Source organism: Paenarthrobacter nitroguajacolicus (assembly GCF_051027655.1).
GTDB lineage: Bacteria > Actinomycetota > Actinomycetes > Actinomycetales > Micrococcaceae > Arthrobacter > Arthrobacter nitroguajacolicus.
In genome coordinates this window covers 2,998,582-3,020,383 of sequence record NZ_CP073234.1, presented here as the reverse complement: position 1 = coordinate 3,020,383, position 21,802 = coordinate 2,998,582, and the positions used below count along the sequence as shown (strand labels likewise).

Genomic DNA, 21,802 nt, shown 5'->3' with positions numbered 1-21,802 from the left:
ATACGGGACTTCCCGGGCGTAGGCTGTGCACATGACTGATGCTGCGGTCCTTCCGCCGAGCACACCTCTCCAGAAACGCGTGCTGGTGGTGGCAATTGTGGCGTCGTTCATCGCCATCCTCGATGGATTTGTGGTGAATCTCGCATTGCCAGCCATTGGAAGGGAACTGGGTGGCGGCCTGGTCATTCAACAGTGGGTGGTGGACGCGTACCTGCTCACACTGGGGGCATTGATCCTGGTTGCCGGTTCACTATCTGACCATTTCGGCAGGGCAAGGATCCTTGAATGGGGGCTGGCCGGTTTTGCCGTGACCTCGGTGATGTGCGGGCTCGCGTGGACGGGCGAAGTGCTGGTAATCTCCCGGGCACTGCAAGGGATCGCCGGCGCCCTCCTTGTTCCGAGCTCGCTCGCCATGATCATCTCGTCGTTCACCGGCCCGGCGCAGTCAAAAGCCATCGGGCAGTGGTCGGGTTGGACGAGCGCTGCGGCTATTGTGGGTCCGCTGATCGGCGGCATTGCTGTCGACTTGCTCTCATGGCGGGTGATCTTCTTCATCAATGTCATCCCTGCTGTTGCCATCTGGCCAATGCTTGCAAGCCTGCGGTCGTCGGATGCGGCGAGGGACAAGAGCAAAAGCATCGACTACCTGGGAGCTTTCCTGGCCATGGTTGGCTTGGGCGGGCCAGTGTATGCCTTCATCGAACAGGGGAGGATGGGATGGGGCAGTGCCCAGGTATGGGCTCCGCTTCTGGTGGGTGTAGTTGCCATGGTTCTGTTCCTCATCCACGAGGCCCGGACTGCTGAGCCCATGTTGCCGTTGCGACTCTTCAGTATCCGTAATTTTGCCTGGGGTAATCTCGCCACTCTGGCCATCTATGCCGCGATCTCCCTGGGTTTCTTCGTGTTGGGCATTTACCTGCAGCAGGTAGGCGGCATGGGCGCCACCGTGGCGGGCCTGGCGCTGCTTCCGGGCACGGTCATCCTGATGCTGGGTGCGTCCTACTTTGGTGGTCTCGCGGGAAAGTACGGTCCCAGATGGTTTATGACGGTGGGCCCTCTACTGTGCGGTGCGGGCTTCCTGATGTCATTGACTGTCCAGGAGCCGCTCAACTACTGGACGCAGGTGTTGCCGGGGCAGATTGTCTTTGGCCTTGGCCTGGCGACGTTGGTTGCGCCCCTTACGGCTGCCATTCTGGGCGCTGTTCCCTCGGAGGAGGCCGGGATCGGTTCAGCCGTGAACAACGCTGTTGCCCGTATTGCGGGTCTGATCTCCATCGCCTTCGCAGGGGTGATTGTGGGGCCGGCCTTCACCCGGGACGGACTGTACAACGCTCTGCTTGTGACAGCGGGCCTGTTCCTGTTCGGGGCGCTGGCGTCCGCCGTCGGCATCCGGAATCCTGTGCAGGAAGCTGCGGCGGCCGCCGTCAGCGAACCTCATACCGCGTCCGACGACGGCGGTGCGAGCGGGCAGCCCAGCTGACCTAAAGCGCGCCTGGGCTCAATGGGGCCTGGGCTTGTCGGGATCGGGCTTACCGGGCTGGAAGGATGCAGCCTTCGTGCGTCTCCGCGCTTTGAACCCAGAGAGCTGAAGTGACCTCGTCCGCGAGGTCGAACTCGCGGCCTTTAGCGCCGCTGCCGATGCGCACCACCAAAGCTCCGCCGAAGGGTTTGCGGCCCACCACTTCAACGGGCGCGTCCAAGGAAATTTCTTCAGAGGCGAGGTATCGCAAGAGGTCCGGATTCTCATCGCTGATTCGCGTGATCCTGCCTGAGTGGCCCTGATCCAGTTCAATCATTCGGTAAGCGTGCGGCAAGTCGACCGAACCATCTTCCGAAGGAATCGGGTCTCCGTGTGGGTCCCGGACAGGATGTCCAAGCTTGGCCGACATCCGCTCAATGAATGTATCGGACACGGCGTGCTCCAACATTTCGGCTTCGTCGTGGACCTCGTCCCAGCTGTAGCCGAGTTCATCCACCAAGTACGTCTCAATCAACCGGTGCCGGCGCACCATGGACAGCGCGAGCCGCATACCTTGAGGGGTCAGCCTGATGGCACTGTAGGGTTGGTGATCAACCAGGCCTTGGTCCTTGAGCTTGCGCACCATCTCAGACACCGAGGAGTTAGCCACTCCCAGGCGCTGGGCAAGCTGGGACGACGTAATTGGTTTGTCCTGCCACTCCGTGTAGGAGTAGATGACCTTGACGTAGTCCTCGATCGAGGATGAGGGCGTACTGGTCTTCACACCCCAAGCCTACCGTGGCGTTGTACCTTGAACCTTGACTGCCCGCCAGGTCTGCGTCATGTAGGGCAACCCGATGGTTTCACCAGGGACATGGCCGAGGTGGTCGTAGAAGTACCACTCCAGGTTGCCCATGACCTTCGCACGGGTGGCGTCGTTGGCGCGGAGGTAGTAGCTGCGCGACTTGGTCAGTTCCATGATGTCCTCCGGCGTCAGGGCATCCTCCCACCGGGTCAGATGACTTTCCAAACCTTCAAACTCCGGGCCGATGACTGGCCGGAATCCGGGCTTGTGGACATCGCCTGCATGCATGATGCGTGAAAGGCGGTGAACCCACGGGACTGAAGTGTCCAGTTGATTCCAGATCAGTCCCAAGATCCCATGAGGCCGCAGGATCCGGGCGATCTCCGTGCTCGCTGCGAGGGGCTCGCACCAGTGCCAGGCCTGGGCAACGCTGACGACGTCGAATACTGAGTCCGTCAGTCCTGTTGCCTCGGCCGTTCCCTCCAGCGCATTGACGTGGGGGTAGGCTTTTCGCAATTGCTCCAACATGTCCGTGGAAGGATCGACGGCGGTGACCGCCAGGCCGCGTTCTACGAGGAGTGCCGTGAACTTTCCTGTGCCAGCTCCGAGGTCGGCCGCGGACCTCGTCCCCGGAGGAACCAGCCAGTCCACGGAATCGGCGGGGTAGCCGGGTCGCACGCGGTTATAGTGTTCGCCGCCGTCCTGGAAGCTCTGACCGAGTTCATGCCGGCGGGAAGCATCCAGCCTTGGACCACGCGGCCCCGCTGGTCCGGGAGTACGTGGCTGTCCGCTGGCGGCAGCCGGTGAACGCAGGGCCACGAAAGCTCCTTCACAGGGTCACTAAAAGTACCCTATGAATTTACCGCAGTGTTCCTAGTCAACAGTGCAGGGAGCTGCGCCCGCAGTGCCGGGAGTGTTCGGGGCCCATTCGGGGTAGCTGCGATGGTCATTTGCAGGAACCCAACGGCCCTCGTCCACCACGTAGTCCCAGCCCAGTCCGTCGCGCTTGAGTCCTTCGATACCTGCGAGCAGCCTGGTGGCGTCCTCCAACCGGGAGCCGACGCCGAAGCTGGCGCGCAGGGATCCGGAGGGGAGCCCGAGGCGTTTGAGGAGCGGGTGGGCACAGAACCGGCCATCGCGGAGGCCAACGCCGTGCTCGGCCGCAAGATAAGCCGCAACCAGTCCGGCGTCGAATCCTTCAACGGAGAAGTTGACCACACCGATGGTGTCCAGGGAGTCAGCGAAGATCTTGTGGACGGTCACGCCATCGATGGCCTCCAGGCCCTGCACCAGGTACGAGCGGATGGCGGACTCGTGGGCGTGCCACGCGTCCTGGTCGAGCCCTGCGAGGACTTGGGTGGCGCGGGCAAGTGTCGCGGCGCCCAGCACGTTGGGGGAGCCGCCCTCGTGGCGCGCCGGGCCCGCGGCCCAGCTCACTGAGTCCAGGCGCGCTTCACGTACCGCGCCGCCTCCGGCCAGGTGCGGTATGCCGGCGTCGAGCCAGTCCGGACGACCCACCACGACACCCGCACCGAAGGGGGCATAGAGCTTGTGTCCGGAGAAGACGATGTAGTCGACGTCCGCCTCGGTGATGTTGATCCGGCGATGAGGTGCGAGCTGCGCAGCGTCCACCACGATCCTTGCGCCGTATTCGTGGGCAAGCGAAGCAAGGCGGGCGATGGGAAGAATCTCCCCCGTCACGTTCGAGGCGCCGGTAACAGCCAGCAGGCTGACCCCGCCCTGGGCAAGTTCGGCCTCGAGCTTGTCCACCGTTTCGGCCAGGGTTGGTGCCGCGACGACGCTGCGGTGGGGGACTCCCTGCCACGGAAGCAAGTTGGCGTGGTGCTCGATGTCCAAGTACAGGACCTCGCCCGCAAATCGGCCATCCACCTGCGGGAGGCATCCGGCCAGGAGGTTCAACGAGTCAGTGGTGTTCCGTGTGAAGATCACTGAGTCATCGGCACGCCCGCCGACGAAATCACGGACGATGTTCCGCGAGTTCTCGTACACCGACGTGCTGATTTGCGAGGCGTACCCGGCGCCCCGGTGAACGCTGGCGTAGTAGGGCAGGACCTCGTTGAGGTAGGCCGAAACGACGGTCAGGGCCGGGGCCGATGCGCCGTAGTCCAAGTTTGCGTAGCGGACGTGGCCACCCTGAATCAGGGGAGCCTGAAGCTCAGCGCCAGTGACCGCGGCAAGCGGACGCACAGCGGTTATCGTCTCTGCTGTGGATTCTTCAACAAAGGACGGAATGATGTTGGAGTTGAACGTGACAGTGCTCATGGAACCTCACTCAAGAGGGACCCCCATAGGGGGATCCGCGCTTGCCGCATCCGTTCCGGACCGGCCGGGTCGTCACCCGGGGCACCCCACCGCGAATGGAGGGTTGCCGGCCAGCAAACCGGGGTTTAGCGCTGGCACTCGTGACCTGTAAAAAAGGCTAAGGCACGTCCGGGGAGGCTTCCAAAGCCGCTCCCTTTTGTTAAGCCCTTTGTTACGTCGAATGCGAAATCCCTTCTTCGCCGAATAAAAAACGGCGGAGACCCCCTACGGGGGCCAACCGCCGTCGAAAATTCCGCCTGCTGCTTGGTTGGCCAGGCGTGGATAGGTTTAGAGAAGGTCGTCCAATCCGGGGTTGAGGCGCTTGAGGACCTCGGAGTGCAGGATCGAGTTGGTGGCCAGGGCGTTACCGCCAAACGGACCGTCTTCGCCTTCCAAGGACGTGAAACGGCCGCCTGCCTCGGTGACGATCGGGACGAGTGCTGCCATGTCGTAGAGGTTCAGTTCAGGCTCGCAGGCGATATCCACTGCCCCCTCTGCCACGAGGCAATACGACCAGAAATCACCATAGGCGCGTGTCCGCCAGATGTCTTCCGTCAGCCCCAGGAATTCATCCAGGTTGCCGCGTTCCTTCCACCCCGAAAGGCTGGAATATGACATGGAGGCGTCGGCCAGGCGGGAAACGTTGGACACCTTGAGCCGCGTTGCCGAGGCCAGGGAGCGGCCCATGTAGGCGCCCATGTCCTTCGCAGCCCACCATCGCTTGCCTAGTGCAGGCGCACTGACTACGCCCACCACAGGTTCCCCCTCATCCACGAGGGCGATCAACGTTGCCCACACCGGGACACCGCGGACAAAGTTCTTGGTCCCGTCGATGGGGTCTATGATCCAGCGACGTGAACCGTGACCGCTGCTGCCGAACTCCTCGCCCAGGACCGCGTCCCGCGGACGGGAGCGGGACAGTTGACCGCGGATTGCTTCCTCTGCGGCCTTGTCAGCGTCAGTGACAGGTGTGAGGTCGGGCTTGGTTTCGATCTGCAGGTCCAGTGCCTTGAAGCGATCCATGGTCTGGGCGTCGACTGAATCGGCGAGGACGTGGGCCAGGCGCAGGTCATCGTTGTAGGTGGAAACGGGATGGGTCATGCCACCAAACTATCCTGAATCGTTCGCTGCATTGGGGACGTGAAGCAGACAACGAATCAGTTGACGGTGCCCAGTTCCTTGGTCTCTTTCGCTTCGAGCCTTGGGTCTGCACCCAGCAATCGGCGCAAGGAGGCCAACCGGGCCACTCCCGATGGCCCGGCATGGCCATCGTTTACCCATGCATCCAGCCCGCAATTAGTGGCTGTGGCACCGTGCTTGCAGCCGCGGTCGCAGGTCTCGGTGCCGGGCTCAAGGTCCGGGAACGAGTGCAGTATCCGGTCCGGATCCACATGCGCCAAGCCGAAGGAGCGGATTCCGGGAGTATCGATGATCCAGCTGCCGGACGGTGCATCGTCCAGCTTCAACGCCAAAGCCGAGGATGATGTGTGCCTGCCACGGCCCGTGACCGCGTTGACGCCCCCAGTGGCGCGCTCTGCGCCTGTCAGCGCGTTAACCATGGTGGATTTGCCAACGCCGGAGTGACCGAGCATGACGGTGACTTTTCCACCCAGGTGCGAGCGGAGTTGGGATACGGCGACCTTGTCCAGCCGGGCTGATAGTCCGTCATCGGAACGGGCATCGATGCCGCCGGCCTCGGAGTCAGCGGTCCGGCTGATGATTACGGGAAAATCCAAGCTCAGGTAATTGGCCAGGAGTTCCGCCGGGTCCTTCACATCCGCCTTGGTGATGAGCAGCAACGGCTCGATGCCGGCGTCGTACGCTGCGACCAAGGCGCGATCAATGAATCCGGTGCGTGGCTCCGGGTTGGCCGCCGCAACAACCACCACGAGCTGATCGGCGTTGGCCACGACCACCCGTTCGATGGGGTCCGTATCGTCGGCACTCCGGCGAAGGAGGGTCTTCCGCTCTTCCACCCGGACCAGGCGCGCCAAGGTATCGGGAGACCCGGAGACGTCACCCACCAATGCGACGAAGTCGCCGGGGACAACGGGGTTGCGTCGCAGTTCGCGGGCGCGGGCTGCGATAACGATCCGTTCGTCGGCGGAATCTTCGCCAACAATTGCCCTGTACCGTCCGCGGTCCACTGTGATGATCCTGCCTATTACGGCGTCATCGTGGCTGGGGCGATCCTTGGTGCGTGGCCTGGATCCTTTTTTGCTGGGACGGATCCGGACGTCGGATTCGTCCCAGGAGCGTGCGTCACGGCCCATGGTTAGTTGCTGGCCTCATCAAGATCGGTGTTGGCATCAGTTGGCTGCAGCATTGCTTCCCACATCTTTGGAAAATCCGGCATGGTCTTCGATGTCGTGGCGATGTCCTCAACCTGTACGCCTTCGACGGCGAGCCCCAGGATGGCCCCGGCAGTGGCCATGCGGTGGTCTGCGTAGCTGTGGACCACGCCGCTGTGAAGGGCCGACGGGCGGATAACCAGGCCATCGGCGGTCTCTTCCGCGTCGCCCCCGAGGCTGTTGATTTCGGCAACCAGCGCGGCGAGCCGGTCCGTTTCGTGTCCGCGGAGGTGGGCAATACCGGTCAGCCGGGAGGGGCCGCTGGCCAATGCGCACAGGGCGGCCACAGTGGGTGCCAATTCGCTTGTTTCGTCGAAGTCGGCACCCTTGATTTCTGCTCCGCCGGTCACCGTCAGTGTCCCGTTTTCGAAAGTTACTTCTGCTCCCATGGTGGTCAGGATGGTGCGCCACTGGTCGCCCACTTGTGTGGTCCCGGCCGGCCAATTGGGGATGCGGACGGTGCCGCGTGTGGCCAGCGCAGCGGCGAGGAAAGGTCCTGCATTCGAGAGGTCCTGTTCGATCCGCTGGTCAAAAGCGCGGATGGGTCCCGGAGAGACCCGCCAGTGGTTGGGCACGGAATCGTCCACGACGACGCCGACGCTGCGGAGGACTTCCACGGTCATGGTGATGTGGTCCAAGCTGGGGACGGGCTTGCCCACGTGTTCCAGATGCAGGCCATCAACGAAGCGGGCACCCACCAGCAGTAACGCGGAAACGAACTGCGATGAGGCGCTGGCGTCGATAACAAGGTGGCCGCCCCGGACCTGGCCGTTTCCCTCTACGGCGAAGGGAAGGGACGACGGCGTCCTGCCGCCGTCTGCTGCCACTGGCACGCCGAGGGCGATCAACGCTTCGATGATGGTTCCCATGGGCCTGTTGCGGGCGTGGGGATCGCCGTCGAAGACGGTGACGCCCGTACGCAACGCAGCCAACGGGGGGACGAACCGCATGACAGTTCCGGCCAGCCCGCAGTCAATTGCCGTTTCAGCCCCTGTTGCGGCGGGATCCATGGGCGTAATTTCCAGGTCCGGTCCGAAGGCGCCGTCCCCGGATACCTCGGTGACGCTTGCCCCCAATTGCCGGAGGGCCTGGATCATGAGCGCAGAGTCGCGGGAATGGAGGGGAGCCCGCAGCCGTGAAGGACCATCCGCCAGTGCGGCCAACACCAGGAACCGGTTGGTCAGCGACTTTGAACCAGGGACCGTCACCGTTGCGTCCACGGGCCCCTTGGCGTACGGGGCCGGCCACAGTGGCAGCATGGTGGCGGCCTTGGTTGATTCGGTGTTTGCGGCGGTGGTACCGGTCATGCTTCCTTATGCTCCAACTGCGTTGTCAACGGCCTTGCGAACTGCTTTGTCTGCACGCTTGATCTGCTTGCCCGTCACCTTCTTGGCATCGGCGGCCAGGTGCTCGGCCCTCCAGGCGATGCTCGGCTGGCCCGCGGTATCAACAGAGGCCAGAAGCACACCACCCGTGAGGGAAATGTTCTTCAGCAGCTGGGCCTTGCGGGCACTTCGGCCTTCCTTGGTGCTGATATCGGCGGACCGCCACTCCACGTAGGAGTTCAAAGCCGACGTCACAGCCAGGACCGTGGCGGCAAAACGGGAGAGCTTGCCGAGCCCGAGCAAGGCTCCGGCGCCCAGTTGCGCCCCGCCGATGACGCGCGCCAGGGTCTTTTCATCAGTTTTGAAGGGAAGGGATTCCGAGGCACGGCGAAGGACTGGCGAGAGTTGCTTCGCAGTGTCGTCCGCGTTCCTGAGCTTATCCAGCCCTGCGACGACGAAGCTCGACGCGAGCATGGGACGTGCGAGAAAACGGATAACAGACATGTCTTGCCTCCTGGATGGCTTGCCACATTAGTTTGATAAGTGTTGTGTTCAAGGGGTGCAGTCTGCTCTAGTCTTGCACTTTTGCGGAATATTTACCCAGCAGCAGCCGTTGTGAACTTCAGGTGCGGTGGAGACCGGACTGCGGCATCGTGTTTGCCGCCTGTTGAACGGAGTTGGTTTTTTGACTTTGGTTAAGGACCGGTTGGTTCTACCGGAGCCTGCGTATGGGATGCAGCCGGAATCCCGGCAGCTGACAGTAGACTTGGCAACGATGAGCACCACTGAACCGGCCGCAGCGGCCATGTACCAGGCAACCGGCGCGGACGACGCGGCGGCTGTAACCGACGTCGATCCTGCTACGGAAACTCCAGAACAGCGGCGGGCGCGCTTTGAGCGCGACGCCATGCAGTACGTGGACCAGCTGTATTCGGCAGCCATGCGGATGGCACGCAACCCATCCGATGCTGAAGACCTGGTTCAAGAGGCTTACACCAAGGCGTTTTCTGCTTTTCACCAGTACAAGCCGGGGACCAACCTCAAGGCCTGGTTGTATCGCATCCTGACCAACACGTACATCAACCTTTATCGGAAGCGGCAGCGTGAGCCGCTGCAGTCCAACTCGGACACGATCGAGGATTGGCAGTTGGCCAAGGCAGAGTCGCATACTTCGGCTGGTTTAAGGTCCGCGGAGACTGAGGCCCTTGACCACCTCCCTGATTCCGACGTGAAGAACGCATTGCAGTCGATCCCTGAGGAATTCCGGCTGGCCGTCTACTTCGCGGATGTTGAGGGGTATGCGTACAAGCAAATTTCAGAAATTATGAATACCCCGATCGGCACGGTCATGTCACGGTTGCACCGCGGCAGGAAGATGCTGCGGGACATGCTGGCGGATTACGCCGCCGAACGGGGCTTCAGGGCCCAAACCGAAGATCAGGCCGCGGCCGGAAGCAACAATCAGGAGAAAGAGAAATGAGCGACTGCCAGGGATTGGGCGATTGCGACGATACGCGAATGCAGCGGATCTACGAGTACCTCGACGGTGCGTTGACCCGCGAGGACTTAACTGAGATCAAGCAGCACCTGGACTCCTGCGAGGAGTGCGCCGAGCAGTATGACCTTGAGTGCCTCATTCGCACCATGGTCAAGCGATCATGCACTGAGTCCGCGCCGGAGAACTTGAAAAACTCCATCCTTGACAGGATTCACTCCATCAAGCCTGTGGACGCCTGATTCGGCTCTCATTCCACTCATAGGGTTTAACATCGAAGGCCCCGGAATCCGCATGGTTTCCGGGGCCTTCGCTTTTAAGCCTGTGACGCTAAGCCGATGGCTTAGGTGTTGGGACGCTTGCCGTGGTTCGCGCCGCCGCGCTTACGGTCACGACGCTTACGTGCACGCTTGCTCATAGCTGGCCTCCTTCAAGGATTGATACTCAATAAAGCTGCCCTCCAGTTTCGCACATCCGGGTGCTGCGCCGCGAACCGGGCGGGTGTTGGGGTATTTCGGAGCCAGCCAGGTGGTTAGCTTTGCAGGGAATTCCTGATCGAGATACGGGCTTGGTCCAAAACTGTGCGAACGGTTTCCAGTGCCAAAGGCGTCAGCGGCTGCGAGGCGCCGTGTTGGCGTAGCTCGACACGGAGGTCGTCCCTGAAGGACTGAACCAATAATTCAGCTTCCTTGAGGATTCGCTGGCCTTCGGGAGTGTAGCCCGCCGTCCTGCTCCGAAAAGCAGCCGAAGAGGCGCCGGTGCGCGCAGCCTCCGCTGTTGCCGCAAGATCTGCCCGCAGGCCACGCATATTTGCCCGGATGTCCTCCCGCAGGTCGTCTGCCAGCCTCCTGACGGAGGCCGATATGGTGTCCTCGACGGCGGCCAACTCCTGCCGGCGGCTGTCCAACTCAGCACGGCCGGAATCGGTAATGAGGTATTTGGTGCGGCGCCCTTCGGTCTCCGTGGCAACGAGTCCTTCCTCCTCCAGCTTGCCCAAACGAGGGTAGATGGTGCCGGCGCTGGGGGAGTAAGTGCCGCCGAATCGGTCGCCTAACGCTTTGATCAGCTCGTATCCGTGCTTGGGACCGGTCTCCAGCAACGCAAGCAAGTACAGTCGCAGGGCGCCGTGTGCAAAGACAGGGGGCATCAGAGGCCCGCTTTCCCAGGAACCGGATGGCCGTTTTCCGGCGTGGGCGCAGATCCGTGCACGATGTAAGTCTTTCCGGATACCGTGTTGGTCCGCACCAGCATCAGCCTTTCGTCCGGGCCGACAATGGTGTGAACGTTGCTGCCAGGCTGGGCGTACATTTGGTCGTCGATCACCACGGTTCCGCTGGCCGATTTCGCTACGATGTCCAGGCCGACGTCGTGCGGCAGCCGGATGGTCAGGTCGCCGGAGACGGAGTTGGCGCCAAGGTCGTTGGTGTAGTCCTGGAGGTCGAAGCTGAGGTCGCCGCTCACGGTGCTCGCACGGACATTCTTGAACTTGCCCGAGGCGGTAACTTCGCCGGAGACGCTTTTGGCGGTGAGGACGCCGTCGTGGTTTCTGGCGATGACCTCGCCACTGACTGTGTTAACGTGCAGTTCGCCGCTGGTGTTGTCCGCCAGGACGGAACCGGAGACGGTGTTCAGGCGGATGCGCCCGCTGATGCCGGACACCATGCCGTCACCACTCACGGTACCTGCTTCAACGTCGACGCCGGACGGCAGCGCAATGCCGACGATCACAGAGTTGGTGCTTGTGTTGTTGACGGTCCCCATCAGGTTGCGGAACCAGCCCTGAGGTCCCTGGAGTTGGTGGCGGACTTCCAGTCTGCCGTCAACAAGCGTGATCGTCAGGGGGTCGCCAGTGATCTCACTGATTTCGATACGGACGTATGGCTCGTCGTGTGTCACCACGTCAAAGCGACCCCTAACGATGCCCAGTTTGAGAGAGCGGACCTCCTCTACATCTATTGTTTGCGGGCCCATCACGGTCCATAGTTCGTCAGGCATGATCCCTCCAAGTTGCGATATATCGCGTTGATACAAAACACGATATATCGCGTCTGATCGGGAGGCAATGGTTTTTTGGCTAATGCGGGACGGCAGGCCTAACGCTAAGGCCGGTAAATCTTGCCGATGAGCGAGCGGGCAATGATTACTGCGGGATCGCGGCCGTCGGCAGTGGGCGCCAAATTAGTCCACACCACCAGCGTGACGGAGTTTATGGGGTCACTGCCCATGAAGGTGTTGAAGCCTGGAAGTTCTCCGGTGTGGCCGAAGAGATTACCGAACTTCGCAATCCCCAAACCATACGAGGCGCCGTCCGGTTTGTCCGGGTTCGTGGGCGTGACGGTCTCAAGCCGCTTTTGTTGCAATTCAGCGTCCAGGAGCTTTCCGTTGACGAGGGCCTCACCAAGAGTCTTCAGATCAGTGGCCGTGGAGATCCCCGAACCCGCTGCCCAAGCCCACGATGGATTGACGTCAGTGACGTCGTTGGGTGCGAGCGTGCCAGCGATGGCTTCCTGCTGCATGGCCTCCGGGAGTGCGGGATTCGTCATGGTCAGGACGTTGTCCCCGAAGAAGTAGCCCTGGGGATGGGGTTCGGGAATACTGTTCGACGCGATGTCGGGGAACACTGTTCCCTTCATGCCCAGCGGCTCGAAGATGCGTTCCTTGAACAGTTGCCCCAACGGTTTCCCGTCGATCTTTTCGGCGATGAGGCCCAGCAGGACCGTGTTGGTGTTGGAGTAATGGAAACCCTGGCCAGGCGCAAAGTACGGTGGGTGTTTGTAGGCCAGGGCAAGAAGTTCGTCCGGTTGCCAAGCCCTTTGCGGGTCCGTGTCCATGGCCGAATTGAGCTCGAGGGTTTCCGTGTAGTTGAACAGCCCGCTCCGCATGGTCAGCAGCTGATCGATAGTGATGTTGTCCCCGTTGGGAACGTCGGGCCGGTGCCGGGACACCGGATCATCCAAGGAAAGCTTGCCCTCCTGGACCATCTGCAGAATGGCAGTTGTGGTCCAGGTCTTGGTGACGGAGCCCACCCGGATATGGTCCTCGGTGGATACTGCGCGCTGGGCGTCGCGGACTCCAGTGCCGTACGAAGCTGTGAGGGTTCCTTCGGGGGTAACCAACAGCATCATGGCCCCGGGTACGAGGACTTCCTTTGCCGTCCGCTCGAAGTCTGCGCGGAGGGTTCCGGCATCGAAGGGCTGCAATGCAGCCGAGGGCGTCGACGGTGATGGCGAAGTGGGTGATGGCGAAGTGGGTGATGGTGACGACGCAGGCGTAGCCGTAGACGACGTCGCTGAAGGAGCCGGTGGACCGGAACTGCAGGAAACTGTGGCTACCACCCCGGCAACAACGGCCGCTGTGAATGCTGCTCTGACAGAAACCTGCACGTTCCGCGTCATGGCTACTCCGGTTGAGCGATATTAAGCCACTGGAACCATCCGCGGTGCAGAACAAGCCACGCAATCAATCCGTAGCCGGCCTGGCCCGGTGTTCCCCCATTGGCTGCGAGGTCCGTCCTCCACTGCTCATGATTGAGCAAGGGGGAGAAGGTGTCAACGTAATGGTGATTTCGGCGGGTGGTGACATCGGCAAACGCAGTGTTCAGTTCAGCAAGCCGCTTATTGCGTGTGGGATCAAGCGTGGGAGGCGGACCCACCACAAAGACTTCCACGCTGCTGTGCGAAGCGCCATCAAGGATGTTGGCAAGATTCAAGCGGCTGCGCGCGGTGGACAGCCCGAACTCGAGATCCCGCCCCGAAAGGCCGATCACCAATCGATTCTCATGCGTATCACTGAAACGCCTGCCGGCTTCATCCTGCCAGCGGGCGGCAAGGCCCTCAGTACCTTCCATGGGGCAGGGGAGCGGGAAACTTTCCACCACGACGGAATCCTGGGGTGTGCGGGCCAGGACTCTTCCGAGCCAACCCAAGGCGCGGGGATCCCCCAGGCCCGCGAGCAGTTCATCTCCTACAGCTGCGATGCGCAGCTTCCTGTCTTCCACGGTTACCTCTTCACACTCGTTACGGTCCTTGCACGGTTTCCGGATCACCGGCCGGTTCGGGAACCGGGTACCTGTCCCATTAAACAGAACTGCCCGGCCTAAGGCGCGCTCATCGCTCCTCAGGCCGGGCAGTTTCGCTTACTTGCGTTCGAACGCCTGCTTGATCAGGGCGTCCTGTTCAGCGGCGTGGCGCTTCATGGACCCGGCAGCAGTGGATGCTGACGCCGGACGTGAAACGAGGCGGAGCTTGCGGTCGAGCTCCGGTGCCAGATTCAGGCCCATGAACGGCCACGGACCCTGGTTGGCGGGCTCGTCCTGTGCCCACACGATGTCAGCGTTCGGGTACTTGGCGAGCTCGGCGTCGATCTCAGCCTTGGGCAGCGGGTACAGCTGCTCTACGCGGATGATCGCCGTGGAGGTATCCCCGGACTTCTGGCGGTTGGACAGGAGGTCGTAGTACAAGCGTCCGGAGACCAGGATGACGCGGTCCACATTGGCGGGCTGCACTTCCGGATCGCCGATAACCGTCTTGAATCCGCCGGTGGTGAAGTCCTCGACAGCCGAGGCGGCACCCTTGAGGCGGAGCAGCTGCTTAGGCGTGAAGATGATCAACGGCTTCCGTGGACGGCTGTAAGCCTGGCGGCGCAACAGGTGGAAGTGAGAGGCAGCCGTGGTTGGGTTGGCCACGATCATGTTGTCCTCGGCGCACATCTGCAGGAAGCGTTCGATGCGTGCAGACGAGTGGTCCGGCCCCTGGCCTTCGTAGCCGTGCGGGAGCATGAGCACCAGCGAGGAGCGCTGGCCCCATTTCTGTTCGGCTGAGGAAATGAACTCGTCAATAATGGTTTGCGCACCGTTGACGAAGTCACCGAACTGGGCTTCCCAGAGGACCAAGGCATCGGGGCGCTCAACCGAGTAGCCGTATTCGAAGCCCATTGCAGCGTATTCGGACAACAGGGAGTCGTAGATCCACAACTTGGCCTGGTCGTCGGAAAGGTTGCCCAGTGGCAGCCATTCGTTGCCGTTGGCGCGGTCGTGGAACACAGCGTGACGCTGGACGAACGTCCCGCGACGGGAGTCCTGTCCGGCCAGGCGAACGGGTACGCCTTCCATGATCAGCGAGCCAAAGGCTGCGATCTCGCCAAAGCCCCAGTCGATGCCGCCTTCACGGGACATCTGCTCACGCTTCTCCAGGAGCTGCTTGAGCTTGGAGTGAACGGTGAAGCCTTCCGGAATTTCCAGGTGCGCCTTGCCGATGCGGGCAAGGGTCTCTGCGGAAATCGCCGTAGACGCGGGCGAATTGGTGCCGAAGTCCGACTGCTGGGCAATGGGACGCTCGATGTCCGAGACCGCCGCGGAGTCAGCCGTGATGATCGGGATCGGCGACGTCTGCGCAGCGTGCGTTTCGGCGAAGACGCGCTCGAGGCGCTCCTGGTAGTCGCGGAGCAGCTGCTCTGCTTCTTCCTCGGTGATGTCCCCACGGCCGATGAGCGACTCGGTGTACAACTTGCGAACGGAGCGCTTGGCTTCGATCAGGTTGTACATGAGCGGCTGGGTCATCGAGGGGTCGTCGCCTTCGTTGTGGCCGCGACGGCGGTAGCAGACCATGTCGATGACGACGTCCTTGTGGAAACGCTGGCGGAACTCGTAGGCGAGCTGTGCAACGCGCACTACGGCCTCGGGGTCATCGCCGTTCACGTGGAACACAGGGGCCTGGATCATCTTGGCAACGTCCGTGGAGTATGTGGACGAACGCGAAGACGACGGAGCAGTGGTGAAGCCCACCTGGTTGTTGACGATCACGTGGATGGTACCGCCGGTGCGGTAACCGCGCAGCTGCGAGAGGTTGAGGGTTTCAGCCACAACACCCTGGCCTGCGAAGGCTGCATCGCCGTGGACCATGATGGGCAGAACCGGGAAGGATTCGCCCTGGTCAAGGCGATCCTGCTTGGCGCGGACGATGCCTTCCAGCACGGAGTCGACTGCCTCGAGGTGGGACGGGTTGGCGGCGAGGTAAACCTTGGTCTGCTTGCCGTTGTCCGATGTGAAGGTGCCTTCGGTGCCGAGGTGGTACTTGACGTCACCGGATCCCTGGACCGAGCGGGGGTCCTGGGTGCCCTCGAATTCGCGGAAGACCTGCGCGTAGGTCTTGCCTGCAATGTTGGTCAGCACGTTAAGGCGGCCACGGTGGGCCATGCCGATGGCAACTTCGTCCAGGCCGTCGTCGGCTGCGTCTGAAATGACGGCGTCGAGCAGCGGAATAAGCGACTCGCCACCCTCAAGGGAGAAGCGCTTCTGGCCGACGAATTTGGTCTGCAGGAAGGTCTCGAATGCCTCAGCAGCGTTGAGCTTGGAGACGATGCGCAACTGCTCTTCGCGGCTGGGCTTGGAGTACGGGTGCTCCAACTGGTCCTGGAACCACTTGCGCTCGGCGGGCTCCTGGATGTGCATGTACTCGATGCCGGTGGTGCGGCAGTAGGCGTCACGCAGTACGCCAAGGATGTCACGGAACTTGAGCTGCGGCTTGCCGCCGAAACCGCCGGTGGGCCATTCCCGGTCCAGGTCCCAGAGGGTCAGGCCATAGGTCAGGACGTCAAGGTCCGGGTGTTTGCGCTGGACGTACTCCAGGGGATCGGTGTCAGCCATCAGGTGGCCACGCACACGGTAGGAGTGGATCAACTGCTGGATACGAGCAACCTTGTTGATCTCGTCAGCGGGGTCAACCTGGAGATCCGGGCTCCAACGCACCGGCTCGTACGGAATGCGCAGGGCTTCGAAGATTTCGTCGTAGAAGTTCTGCGCGCCGAGGAGGAGCTGGTGAACAAGCTTGAGGAACTCGCCGCTGCCTGCGCCCTGAATGACGCGGTGGTCATAGGTGGAGGTCAGGGTCAGGATCTTGCTGATGGCGTTCTGGGCGATGATCTTCTCGCTGGCGCCCTGGAACTCAGCCGGGTAGTCAAGGGCACCGACGCCGATGATGGCAGCCTGGCCCTTGGAAAGACGCGGCACCGAGTGGACCGTACCAATTCCACCGGGGTTGGTCAGCGAGACGGTGGTGCCTGCGTGGTCATCAGCGGTCAGTTTGCCGTTGCGGGCGCGCTTGATGAGGTCCTCGTAGGTGTGCCAGAACTCGGCGAAGTCCATGGTCTCTGCCTTCTTGATGTTCGGAACCATCAAGAGGCGGGTGCCATCGGGCTTGGGCATGTCAATAGCGATGCCGAAGTTTACGTGAGCCGGCTGCACCGCGCTCGGCTTGCCATCGATTTCGTCGTAGTAGACGTTCATCGAGGGGAACTGGGAGAGCGCACGGACAACGGCATAACCGATGAGGTGGGTGAAGGACACCTTGCCACCGCGGGCGCGGGCAAGGTTGGAGTTGATGACCACCCGGTTATCGATGAGCAGCTTGGCAGGAACTGCCCTGACGCTCGTGGCAGTGGGAACTTCAAGGCTGGTCACCATGTTGGTGGCAATAGCCTTGGCCGGGCCGCGGAGGACGGAAACGACGTCTTCCTCAGGTGCCGTGGGAGCCTTGGTGCTCTTGGGCAGTTGTGCCGGGATGGGCTGGGCCGTGGTGCCGGCGGCGGGCTTCTTTGCTCCGTCCCGGGCAACCGTGGCGGGAGCCTTTTTCGCCGGGGCGGGTGCCGCCGGTGCAGCCTCGGGGGCAGCTGCCGGAGCGGCCGGCGCCGGTGCCGGTGCCGCTGCAGACGGAGCTACCACGGGAAGTACTTGGGTTGGGGGATTGGCAGCCGTTGCGGCTGCGGAGGATCCGTTGGAAGAAGTGCCGTCAGCGGAAGCAAAGGACTCGAAGAGCGGCCACCACTTGGCGTCGACCGAATTCTTGTCCTGTTGGTACCGCTCGTACAGTTCGTCAACGAGCCACTCGTTTCCGCCAAATTCCTCTGGTAGACGGTGGCTGGGCTGCTCTGGCACTTGAAATACGCCTCTTCCATGAGTGTTGTTTTCCCGCTGGCCACAGATGCTCTCCACAACGATGGGCCAGGGTCCGGGTCCCGCGAACTCAGACCCATGTCAGTCTAGTTAGGATCGTTGGTTAACTGCCAATAGTGGTGACCTAAATCATGTTGCGGCTGACTTAATGAGCATGTCCTTCATTCATGTAAGCGCACGTGACGCCAGCGGGGCGCCCTGGCCGGGTGGACTGTAGACTGAAATTCTTATGGACAGTAAATCTAGGTGCCGGCCTGGGAACTGTCGGGGGAGCCAATCTGGTAACTCCGCACAGCGCGCCCGTCGAGCCGGCAACACCCGTTCACATGCCCATCACGCGCCGGCGCTCATAGCCGGTGGTGCCGCAGACCATGCGTCCGCGGGACCCGACCAGCCTCCGCCGGGGCGAATCCCCGCGCCAGAGGCGTTACCGCCATTGCACGTGCCCACTCTTGGAGTGATGCGCTAAGTGGAATGGATTCTTCTCCTTGCCGGCTTTGCCCTGATTCTTGGCACCGGCTTCTTTGTAGCAGTTGAGTTTTCCCTTGTTGCCCTGGACCAGGCAAGCGTTCAGCGGGCGGTGGATAACGGCGACCACGCTGCCGCGCCGCTGCTCAAGTGCCTCAAATCGCTCTCCACGCAGCTCTCCAGTTGCCAACTCGGCATCACATTGACGACTCTCCTGACAGGTTTCGTGATGGAGCCCTCTGTGGGGCAGTTGCTCGTTGGGCCCCTCGGCTTGCTTGGCCTCGCCCCTGAGGTAGCGCATTCGGTCGCGCTGATTGTTGCCATGGCGTTTGCCACGCTGCTGTCGATGCTTCTGGGCGAGCTGGTCCCCAAGAACATGGCCATTGCCCTCGCTTTCCCTTTGGGTAAGCGCCTCGCGCGGCCCCAGTTGATGTTTACCGCCGTTTTCAAACCGGCGATCGTGGTGCTCAATGGTTTCTCGAACAAGGTGCTGAACCTGTTCGGCCTCGAAGCAAAGGAAGAGATCTCGGGGGCAAGGACCCCCGCAGAGCTTGCGTCCTTGGTGCGGCGCTCGGCCGAGCTGGGGACGCTGGATGCCGGGACAGCCAACTTCGTTGCCCGCACCCTGAACTTTTCCGGGCGCACGGCGGCGGACGTCATGACCCCCCGCATCCGCATGGAAACCATCGACGCCGATCAGCCGGTCTCAGACGTCCTGGACGCCGCGCGGCGAACCGGATACTCCCGTTTCCCTGTCATTGGGGATTCGACGGACGATATCCGCGGGGTTGTTCACGTCAAGAAGGCAGTTGCTGTCCCTGCGGAGCGTCGGGCCAAGCTTGAGGCGGGCGCGATCATGACTGACGTCCTGCAGGTCCCGGAGACTATCCATCTGGACGCACTCCTGTCTGAGCTGCGCGAAGGCAACCTTCAGCTAGCCGTCGTGCTGGATGAATACGGCGGCACCGCGGGGATCACCACCCTCGAAGACCTTGTGGAAGAGATCGTCGGCGAAGTATCCGACGAGCATGACAAAGTTCGGCCGGGAGTGCTGCAGAGCGCATCCGGTGACTGGTATTTCCCGGGCTTGCTGAGGCCGGACGAAGTGTCCGAGCAGATCCCCAACCTCACTGTTCCTGATGAATCCGCCTACGAGACTGTGGGTGGTTACGTCATGAGCCAGCTGGGCCGAATTGCCAGGACAGGCGATGTGGTGGACACCGTTGGCGGGACGCTGACGGTGACCAGGATGGATGGCCGAAGGATCGACCGGATCTGTTTCCATCACGTGGAGACGGGCGAATCATCATCCGCTGACTCCGGAAGCACGCGTCACGAAGCAGGTGCCGTATGAGCGACTGGGCAGGAATCGTCTGGCTCGTGGTCCTTTTGATCGGCAACGCCTTCTTTGTGGGTGCAGAGTTCGCAGTCATGTCTGCGCGTCGCAGCCAGATCGAGCCGCTTGCCGAAGCGGGATCCAAGCGCGCGCAAACAACGCTGCGCGCCATGGAAAACGTTTCGCTGATGCTCGCCTGTGCGCAGTTGGGTATCACTGTCTGCTCCCTCCTGATTCTTCAGGTTGCCGAGCCCGCAATCCACCACTTGTTGGCGGAGCCCTTGGAACTGGTCGGTGTTCCGGTTGAACTGGCAGACATCATCGCTTTTGCCATCGCGTTGCTGTTCGTCACGTTCCTGCACGTCACCTTTGGTGAGATGGTGCCTAAGAACATTTCGGTCTCCGTTGCGGACAAGGCTGCCCTGCTGCTGGCCCCGCCGCTGATGTTCATAGCCAGGGTGGTCAATCCGATCATCTGGACGCTGAACTGGCTGGCCAACCACATCCTTAGGTTGATGAAAATTGAACCCAAGGACGAAGTCTCCTCTACGTTCACGCTGGAGGAGGTGCAGTCGATCGTCCAGGAGTCCACACGCCACGGCCTGGTGGACGACGAAGCGGGCTTGCTCAGCGGCGCTTTGGAGTTCTCGGAGCATACTGCCTCGCACATCATGGTTCCCCTGGACAAGCTGGTGGTACTGAAGACAGCGTCCACGCCCGTGGACCTCGAGAGGGCGGTCAGCCGCACCGGATTCTCCCGGTTCCCGATGGTTGACGACGACGGCGAACTCGCCGGATACCTGCACGTGAAGGACATCCTGTCCATTCCCGACGAGGGCCGGAGGTACCCCATCGCAGAGGGTCGCATCCGGTCACTGGCAAACCTCTCCCCGGATGACGAGATCGAACAGGCAATGTCCGTCATGCAACGCACGGGTTCACACTTGGCCCGTGTTGTTGGTGGGGGCGGCGAGACTCAGGGTGTCCTTTTCCTGGAGGACGTCATTGAGCAGTTGGTAGGTGAAATCCGTGACGCCACGCAGGCGACCGGCATTCGCCGCTACGGTGGTCAGCAAGCGCAGTAGCAGGAGAAAACGAGTCTGGCGTCGATGGATCACCATCGGCGCCAGATCCGTCTAAACTGGAATCATTCCTATTTAGGGGTACACTGGGTGGAACCCCTAATTGTGTTTGATTCTCATTTTGACTAGATCCGAGGTCTCCGTGCGCCGTTCCGCCGCCCGACTTTCCCTTGCCGCTTCTGCAGGTCTTGCTGCCCTTTTGTTGTCCTCCTGTGCTGCCCCGGCCGGCGGCAATACTCCGTCTTCATCTGATGCCATTGAGGTTGTGACCTCTACCAACGTCTATGGGGATGTGGTCAAGGCAATCGGTGGTGACAAGGTCAACGTGAGTGCGATCATCACCAAGACCAGCCAGGATCCGCACTCCTATGAAGCCACGGCCCAGGACAAGCTGCTGATCTCCAAGGCCAAGCTGGTGGTGGAGAACGGGGGCGGGTACGACGAATTCCTACACAAAATTGCTGACGAGACCAAGGTCGGCCACGAGAATATGATCAGCGCTGTGGAGGTCTCAGGGCTGGCTCCCGACGAAGAAGGCCACGGCACGGAATCCAGTAGTGCCGGGGCCCACAACGAAGATGAGCACGCGCACGATCACGGCGAGTTCAATGAGCACGTCTGGTACAGCCTGGACGCCATGGGCAAGCTCGCCGATGCCGTTGCCGAAAAGTTGGGCAGTCTGGACGCCGGATCTGCCTCCACATTCACTGCGAACGCGGATTCCTTCAAGACCAAAATTTCTGAATTGACCGGCAAGCTCGGTGACATCAAGGCCGGCAACGAGCACGCACCCGTTGCTGTTACCGAACCCGTTCCCCTGTACCTCCTGGAGGCGGCCGGCCTGGAAAATAAGACGCCGGAAGCTTACAGCGCCGCGATCGAAGAGGAAACAGATGTCCCTCCCGCCGTCCTGAAGGAAACCACAGACCTCGTCAGCGCCAAATCTGTGCGTCTCCTCGCCTACAACCAGCAGACGGAGGGGCCACAGACCGAGTCCGTCAAGCGCGCCGCTGAAAATGCCGGGGTGCCGGTTGTGAACTTCACCGAAACACTTCCGGATGGCAAGGACTACCTTCAGTGGATGGCGGATAACGTGGAATCCATTTCGGCAGCACTCAAGAAGTAGCCGTGCCCGCATAACAACGTGCAGTGGAGAGCCCCGTTGGCGTCCTAAGATATTCAGGATGGCTGCGGGGCCTTTTCCTGCCATC

General features: G+C 61.7%; 20 protein-coding genes and 1 riboswitch. Of the genes, 7 read left to right on the top strand and 13 right to left on the bottom strand.

The genetic code is table 11. The features are described from left to right. Positions 1-25 precede the first annotated feature (25 nt). Positions 26-1,480 (top strand): DHA2 family efflux MFS transporter permease subunit, encoded by a 1,455-nt coding sequence (locus tag KCX59_RS14335; RefSeq protein ID WP_179017159.1) that lies wholly within the window; start codon positions 26-28, stop codon positions 1,478-1,480. A gap of 49 nt (positions 1,481-1,529) precedes the next feature. Here KCX59_RS14335 and KCX59_RS14330 read toward each other — a convergent pair whose 3' ends face one another. The 7 genes from KCX59_RS14330 to KCX59_RS14300 all read right to left on the bottom strand — a co-directional run bounded on the left by KCX59_RS14330 (position 1,530) and on the right by KCX59_RS14300 (position 8,766). Beyond that, complete coding sequence (locus KCX59_RS14330; RefSeq protein WP_091468491.1) at positions 1,530-2,243, bottom strand: metal-dependent transcriptional regulator; 714 nt, start codon at positions 2,241-2,243, stop codon at positions 1,530-1,532. 9 nt (positions 2,244-2,252) lie between these two features. Further along, positions 2,253-3,077 carry a class I SAM-dependent methyltransferase gene (locus KCX59_RS14325; RefSeq protein WP_218649026.1) on the bottom strand — a complete coding sequence of 275 codons (825 nt, stop codon included), beginning with the start codon at positions 3,075-3,077 and terminating at the stop codon, positions 2,253-2,255. A gap of 60 nt (positions 3,078-3,137) precedes the next feature. Continuing rightward, entirely contained in the window at positions 3,138-4,547 is a 1,410-nt protein-coding gene (locus tag KCX59_RS14320) for an aminotransferase class V-fold PLP-dependent enzyme (protein WP_179017161.1), read from the bottom strand. A gap of 32 nt (positions 4,548-4,579) precedes the next feature. Then, positions 4,580-4,693: riboswitch (SAM riboswitch) on the bottom strand. 181 nt (positions 4,694-4,874) lie between these two features. Further along, entirely contained in the window at positions 4,875-5,687 is an 813-nt protein-coding gene (gene hisN / locus KCX59_RS14315; RefSeq protein ID WP_091468486.1) for a histidinol-phosphatase, read from the bottom strand. A gap of 56 nt (positions 5,688-5,743) precedes the next feature. After that, positions 5,744-6,859 carry a ribosome small subunit-dependent GTPase A gene (gene rsgA / locus KCX59_RS14310; RefSeq protein WP_178996844.1) on the bottom strand — a complete coding sequence of 372 codons (1,116 nt, stop codon included), beginning with the start codon at positions 6,857-6,859 and terminating at the stop codon, positions 5,744-5,746. A gap of 2 nt (positions 6,860-6,861) precedes the next feature. Then, a complete protein-coding gene (gene aroA / locus KCX59_RS14305; RefSeq protein WP_256871375.1) occupies positions 6,862-8,244 on the bottom strand; it encodes a 3-phosphoshikimate 1-carboxyvinyltransferase in 1,383 nt (460 codons plus the stop codon). 6 nt (positions 8,245-8,250) lie between these two features. After that, complete coding sequence (locus KCX59_RS14300; RefSeq protein WP_178996843.1) at positions 8,251-8,766, bottom strand: DoxX family membrane protein; 516 nt, start codon at positions 8,764-8,766, stop codon at positions 8,251-8,253. Between the two features lie 181 nt (positions 8,767-8,947). Between KCX59_RS14300 and KCX59_RS14295 the strand changes: the two genes are divergently transcribed. Next, positions 8,948-9,742, top strand: coding sequence for a sigma-70 family RNA polymerase sigma factor (locus KCX59_RS14295; RefSeq protein ID WP_091469589.1), 795 nt, complete (start codon positions 8,948-8,950; stop codon positions 9,740-9,742). Then, complete coding sequence (rsrA, locus tag KCX59_RS14290; RefSeq protein ID WP_017198486.1) at positions 9,739-9,999, top strand: mycothiol system anti-sigma-R factor; 261 nt, start codon at positions 9,739-9,741, stop codon at positions 9,997-9,999. Before KCX59_RS14295 ends, rsrA begins: the two co-directional genes overlap by 4 nt. Positions 10,000-10,100: 101 nt before the next feature. Here rsrA and KCX59_RS14285 read toward each other — a convergent pair whose 3' ends face one another. The 4 genes from KCX59_RS14285 to KCX59_RS14270 all read right to left on the bottom strand — a co-directional run bounded on the left by KCX59_RS14285 (position 10,101) and on the right by KCX59_RS14270 (position 12,882). Continuing rightward, positions 10,101-10,175, bottom strand: coding sequence for a 50S ribosomal protein bL37 (locus KCX59_RS14285; protein WP_369299106.1), 75 nt, complete (start codon positions 10,173-10,175; stop codon positions 10,101-10,103). A 114-nt stretch (positions 10,176-10,289) separates the two neighbouring features. Continuing rightward, complete coding sequence (locus KCX59_RS14280; RefSeq protein WP_179017162.1) at positions 10,290-10,904, bottom strand: PadR family transcriptional regulator; 615 nt, start codon at positions 10,902-10,904, stop codon at positions 10,290-10,292. Beyond that, positions 10,904-11,752: a DUF4097 family beta strand repeat-containing protein gene (locus KCX59_RS14275; protein ID WP_179017163.1), complete on the bottom strand. Its 849-nt coding sequence runs from the start codon at positions 11,750-11,752 to the stop codon at positions 10,904-10,906. Before KCX59_RS14275 ends, KCX59_RS14280 begins: the two co-directional genes overlap by 1 nt. Positions 11,753-11,856: 104 nt before the next feature. Continuing rightward, on the bottom strand, positions 11,857-12,882 hold the full coding sequence (locus tag KCX59_RS14270; protein ID WP_256871376.1) for a serine hydrolase domain-containing protein: 1,026 nt from the start codon (positions 12,880-12,882) through the stop codon (positions 11,857-11,859). Here KCX59_RS14270 and KCX59_RS14265 point away from each other — a divergent pair. Continuing rightward, positions 12,881-13,177, top strand: coding sequence for a hypothetical protein (locus KCX59_RS14265; RefSeq protein WP_256871377.1), 297 nt, complete (start codon positions 12,881-12,883; stop codon positions 13,175-13,177). The two genes, KCX59_RS14270 and KCX59_RS14265, sit on opposite strands and share 2 nt — an antisense overlap. Here the strand turns inward: KCX59_RS14265 and KCX59_RS14260 are convergent. Both KCX59_RS14260 and KCX59_RS14255 read right to left on the bottom strand, forming a co-directional pair. Then, on the bottom strand, positions 13,155-13,754 hold the full coding sequence (locus tag KCX59_RS14260; protein ID WP_026005442.1) for a GDSL-type esterase/lipase family protein: 600 nt from the start codon (positions 13,752-13,754) through the stop codon (positions 13,155-13,157). The genes KCX59_RS14265 and KCX59_RS14260 overlap by 23 nt on opposite strands. A 138-nt stretch (positions 13,755-13,892) precedes the next feature. Further along, complete coding sequence (locus tag KCX59_RS14255) at positions 13,893-17,687, bottom strand: multifunctional oxoglutarate decarboxylase/oxoglutarate dehydrogenase thiamine pyrophosphate-binding subunit/dihydrolipoyllysine-residue succinyltransferase subunit (protein WP_178996840.1); 3,795 nt, start codon at positions 17,685-17,687, stop codon at positions 13,893-13,895. A gap of 487 nt (positions 17,688-18,174) precedes the next feature. Here KCX59_RS14255 and KCX59_RS14250 point away from each other — a divergent pair, with 487 nt between their 5' ends. The 3 genes from KCX59_RS14250 (at position 18,175) to KCX59_RS14240 (ending at position 21,717) form a co-directional block, all read left to right on the top strand. Next, positions 18,175-19,527: a hemolysin family protein gene (locus KCX59_RS14250; protein ID WP_091468474.1), complete on the top strand. Its 1,353-nt coding sequence runs from the start codon at positions 18,175-18,177 to the stop codon at positions 19,525-19,527. Further along, complete coding sequence (locus KCX59_RS14245) at positions 19,524-20,594, top strand: hemolysin family protein (protein ID WP_179017164.1); 1,071 nt, start codon at positions 19,524-19,526, stop codon at positions 20,592-20,594. The genes KCX59_RS14250 and KCX59_RS14245 overlap by 4 nt, the downstream gene beginning before the upstream one ends. A 106-nt stretch (positions 20,595-20,700) precedes the next feature. Next, positions 20,701-21,717, top strand: a complete 1,017-nt coding sequence (locus KCX59_RS14240) for a metal ABC transporter solute-binding protein, Zn/Mn family (RefSeq protein WP_179017165.1) — start codon at positions 20,701-20,703, stop codon at positions 21,715-21,717. The last annotated feature ends 85 nt before the right edge of the window (positions 21,718-21,802 follow it).

What these genes read in the sequence shown, in the direction of transcription:
- hisN (WP_091468486.1), bottom strand. Translation starts at nt 5,687, where the DNA reads ATGACCCATCCCGTTTCCACCTACAACGATGACCTGCGCCTGGCCCAC.
- KCX59_RS14275 (WP_179017163.1), bottom strand. Translation starts at nt 11,752, where the DNA reads ATGCCTGACGAACTATGGACCGTGATGGGCCCGCAAACAATAGATGTA.
- rsrA (WP_017198486.1), top strand. Translation starts at nt 9,739, where the DNA reads ATGAGCGACTGCCAGGGATTGGGCGATTGCGACGATACGCGAATGCAG.
- KCX59_RS14280 (WP_179017162.1), bottom strand. Translation starts at nt 10,904, where the DNA reads ATGCCCCCTGTCTTTGCACACGGCGCCCTGCGACTGTACTTGCTTGCG.
- KCX59_RS14245 (WP_179017164.1), top strand. Translation starts at nt 19,524, where the DNA reads ATGAGCGACTGGGCAGGAATCGTCTGGCTCGTGGTCCTTTTGATCGGC.
- KCX59_RS14265 (WP_256871377.1), top strand. Translation starts at nt 12,881, where the DNA reads ATGGCCCCGGGTACGAGGACTTCCTTTGCCGTCCGCTCGAAGTCTGCG.
- aroA (WP_256871375.1), bottom strand. Translation starts at nt 8,244, where the DNA reads ATGACCGGTACCACCGCCGCAAACACCGAATCAACCAAGGCCGCCACC.
- KCX59_RS14320 (WP_179017161.1), bottom strand. Translation starts at nt 4,547, where the DNA reads ATGAGCACTGTCACGTTCAACTCCAACATCATTCCGTCCTTTGTTGAA.
- rsgA (WP_178996844.1), bottom strand. Translation starts at nt 6,859, where the DNA reads ATGGGCCGTGACGCACGCTCCTGGGACGAATCCGACGTCCGGATCCGT.
- KCX59_RS14270 (WP_256871376.1), bottom strand. Translation starts at nt 12,882, where the DNA reads ATGATGCTGTTGGTTACCCCCGAAGGAACCCTCACAGCTTCGTACGGC.
- KCX59_RS14300 (WP_178996843.1), bottom strand. Translation starts at nt 8,766, where the DNA reads ATGTCTGTTATCCGTTTTCTCGCACGTCCCATGCTCGCGTCGAGCTTC.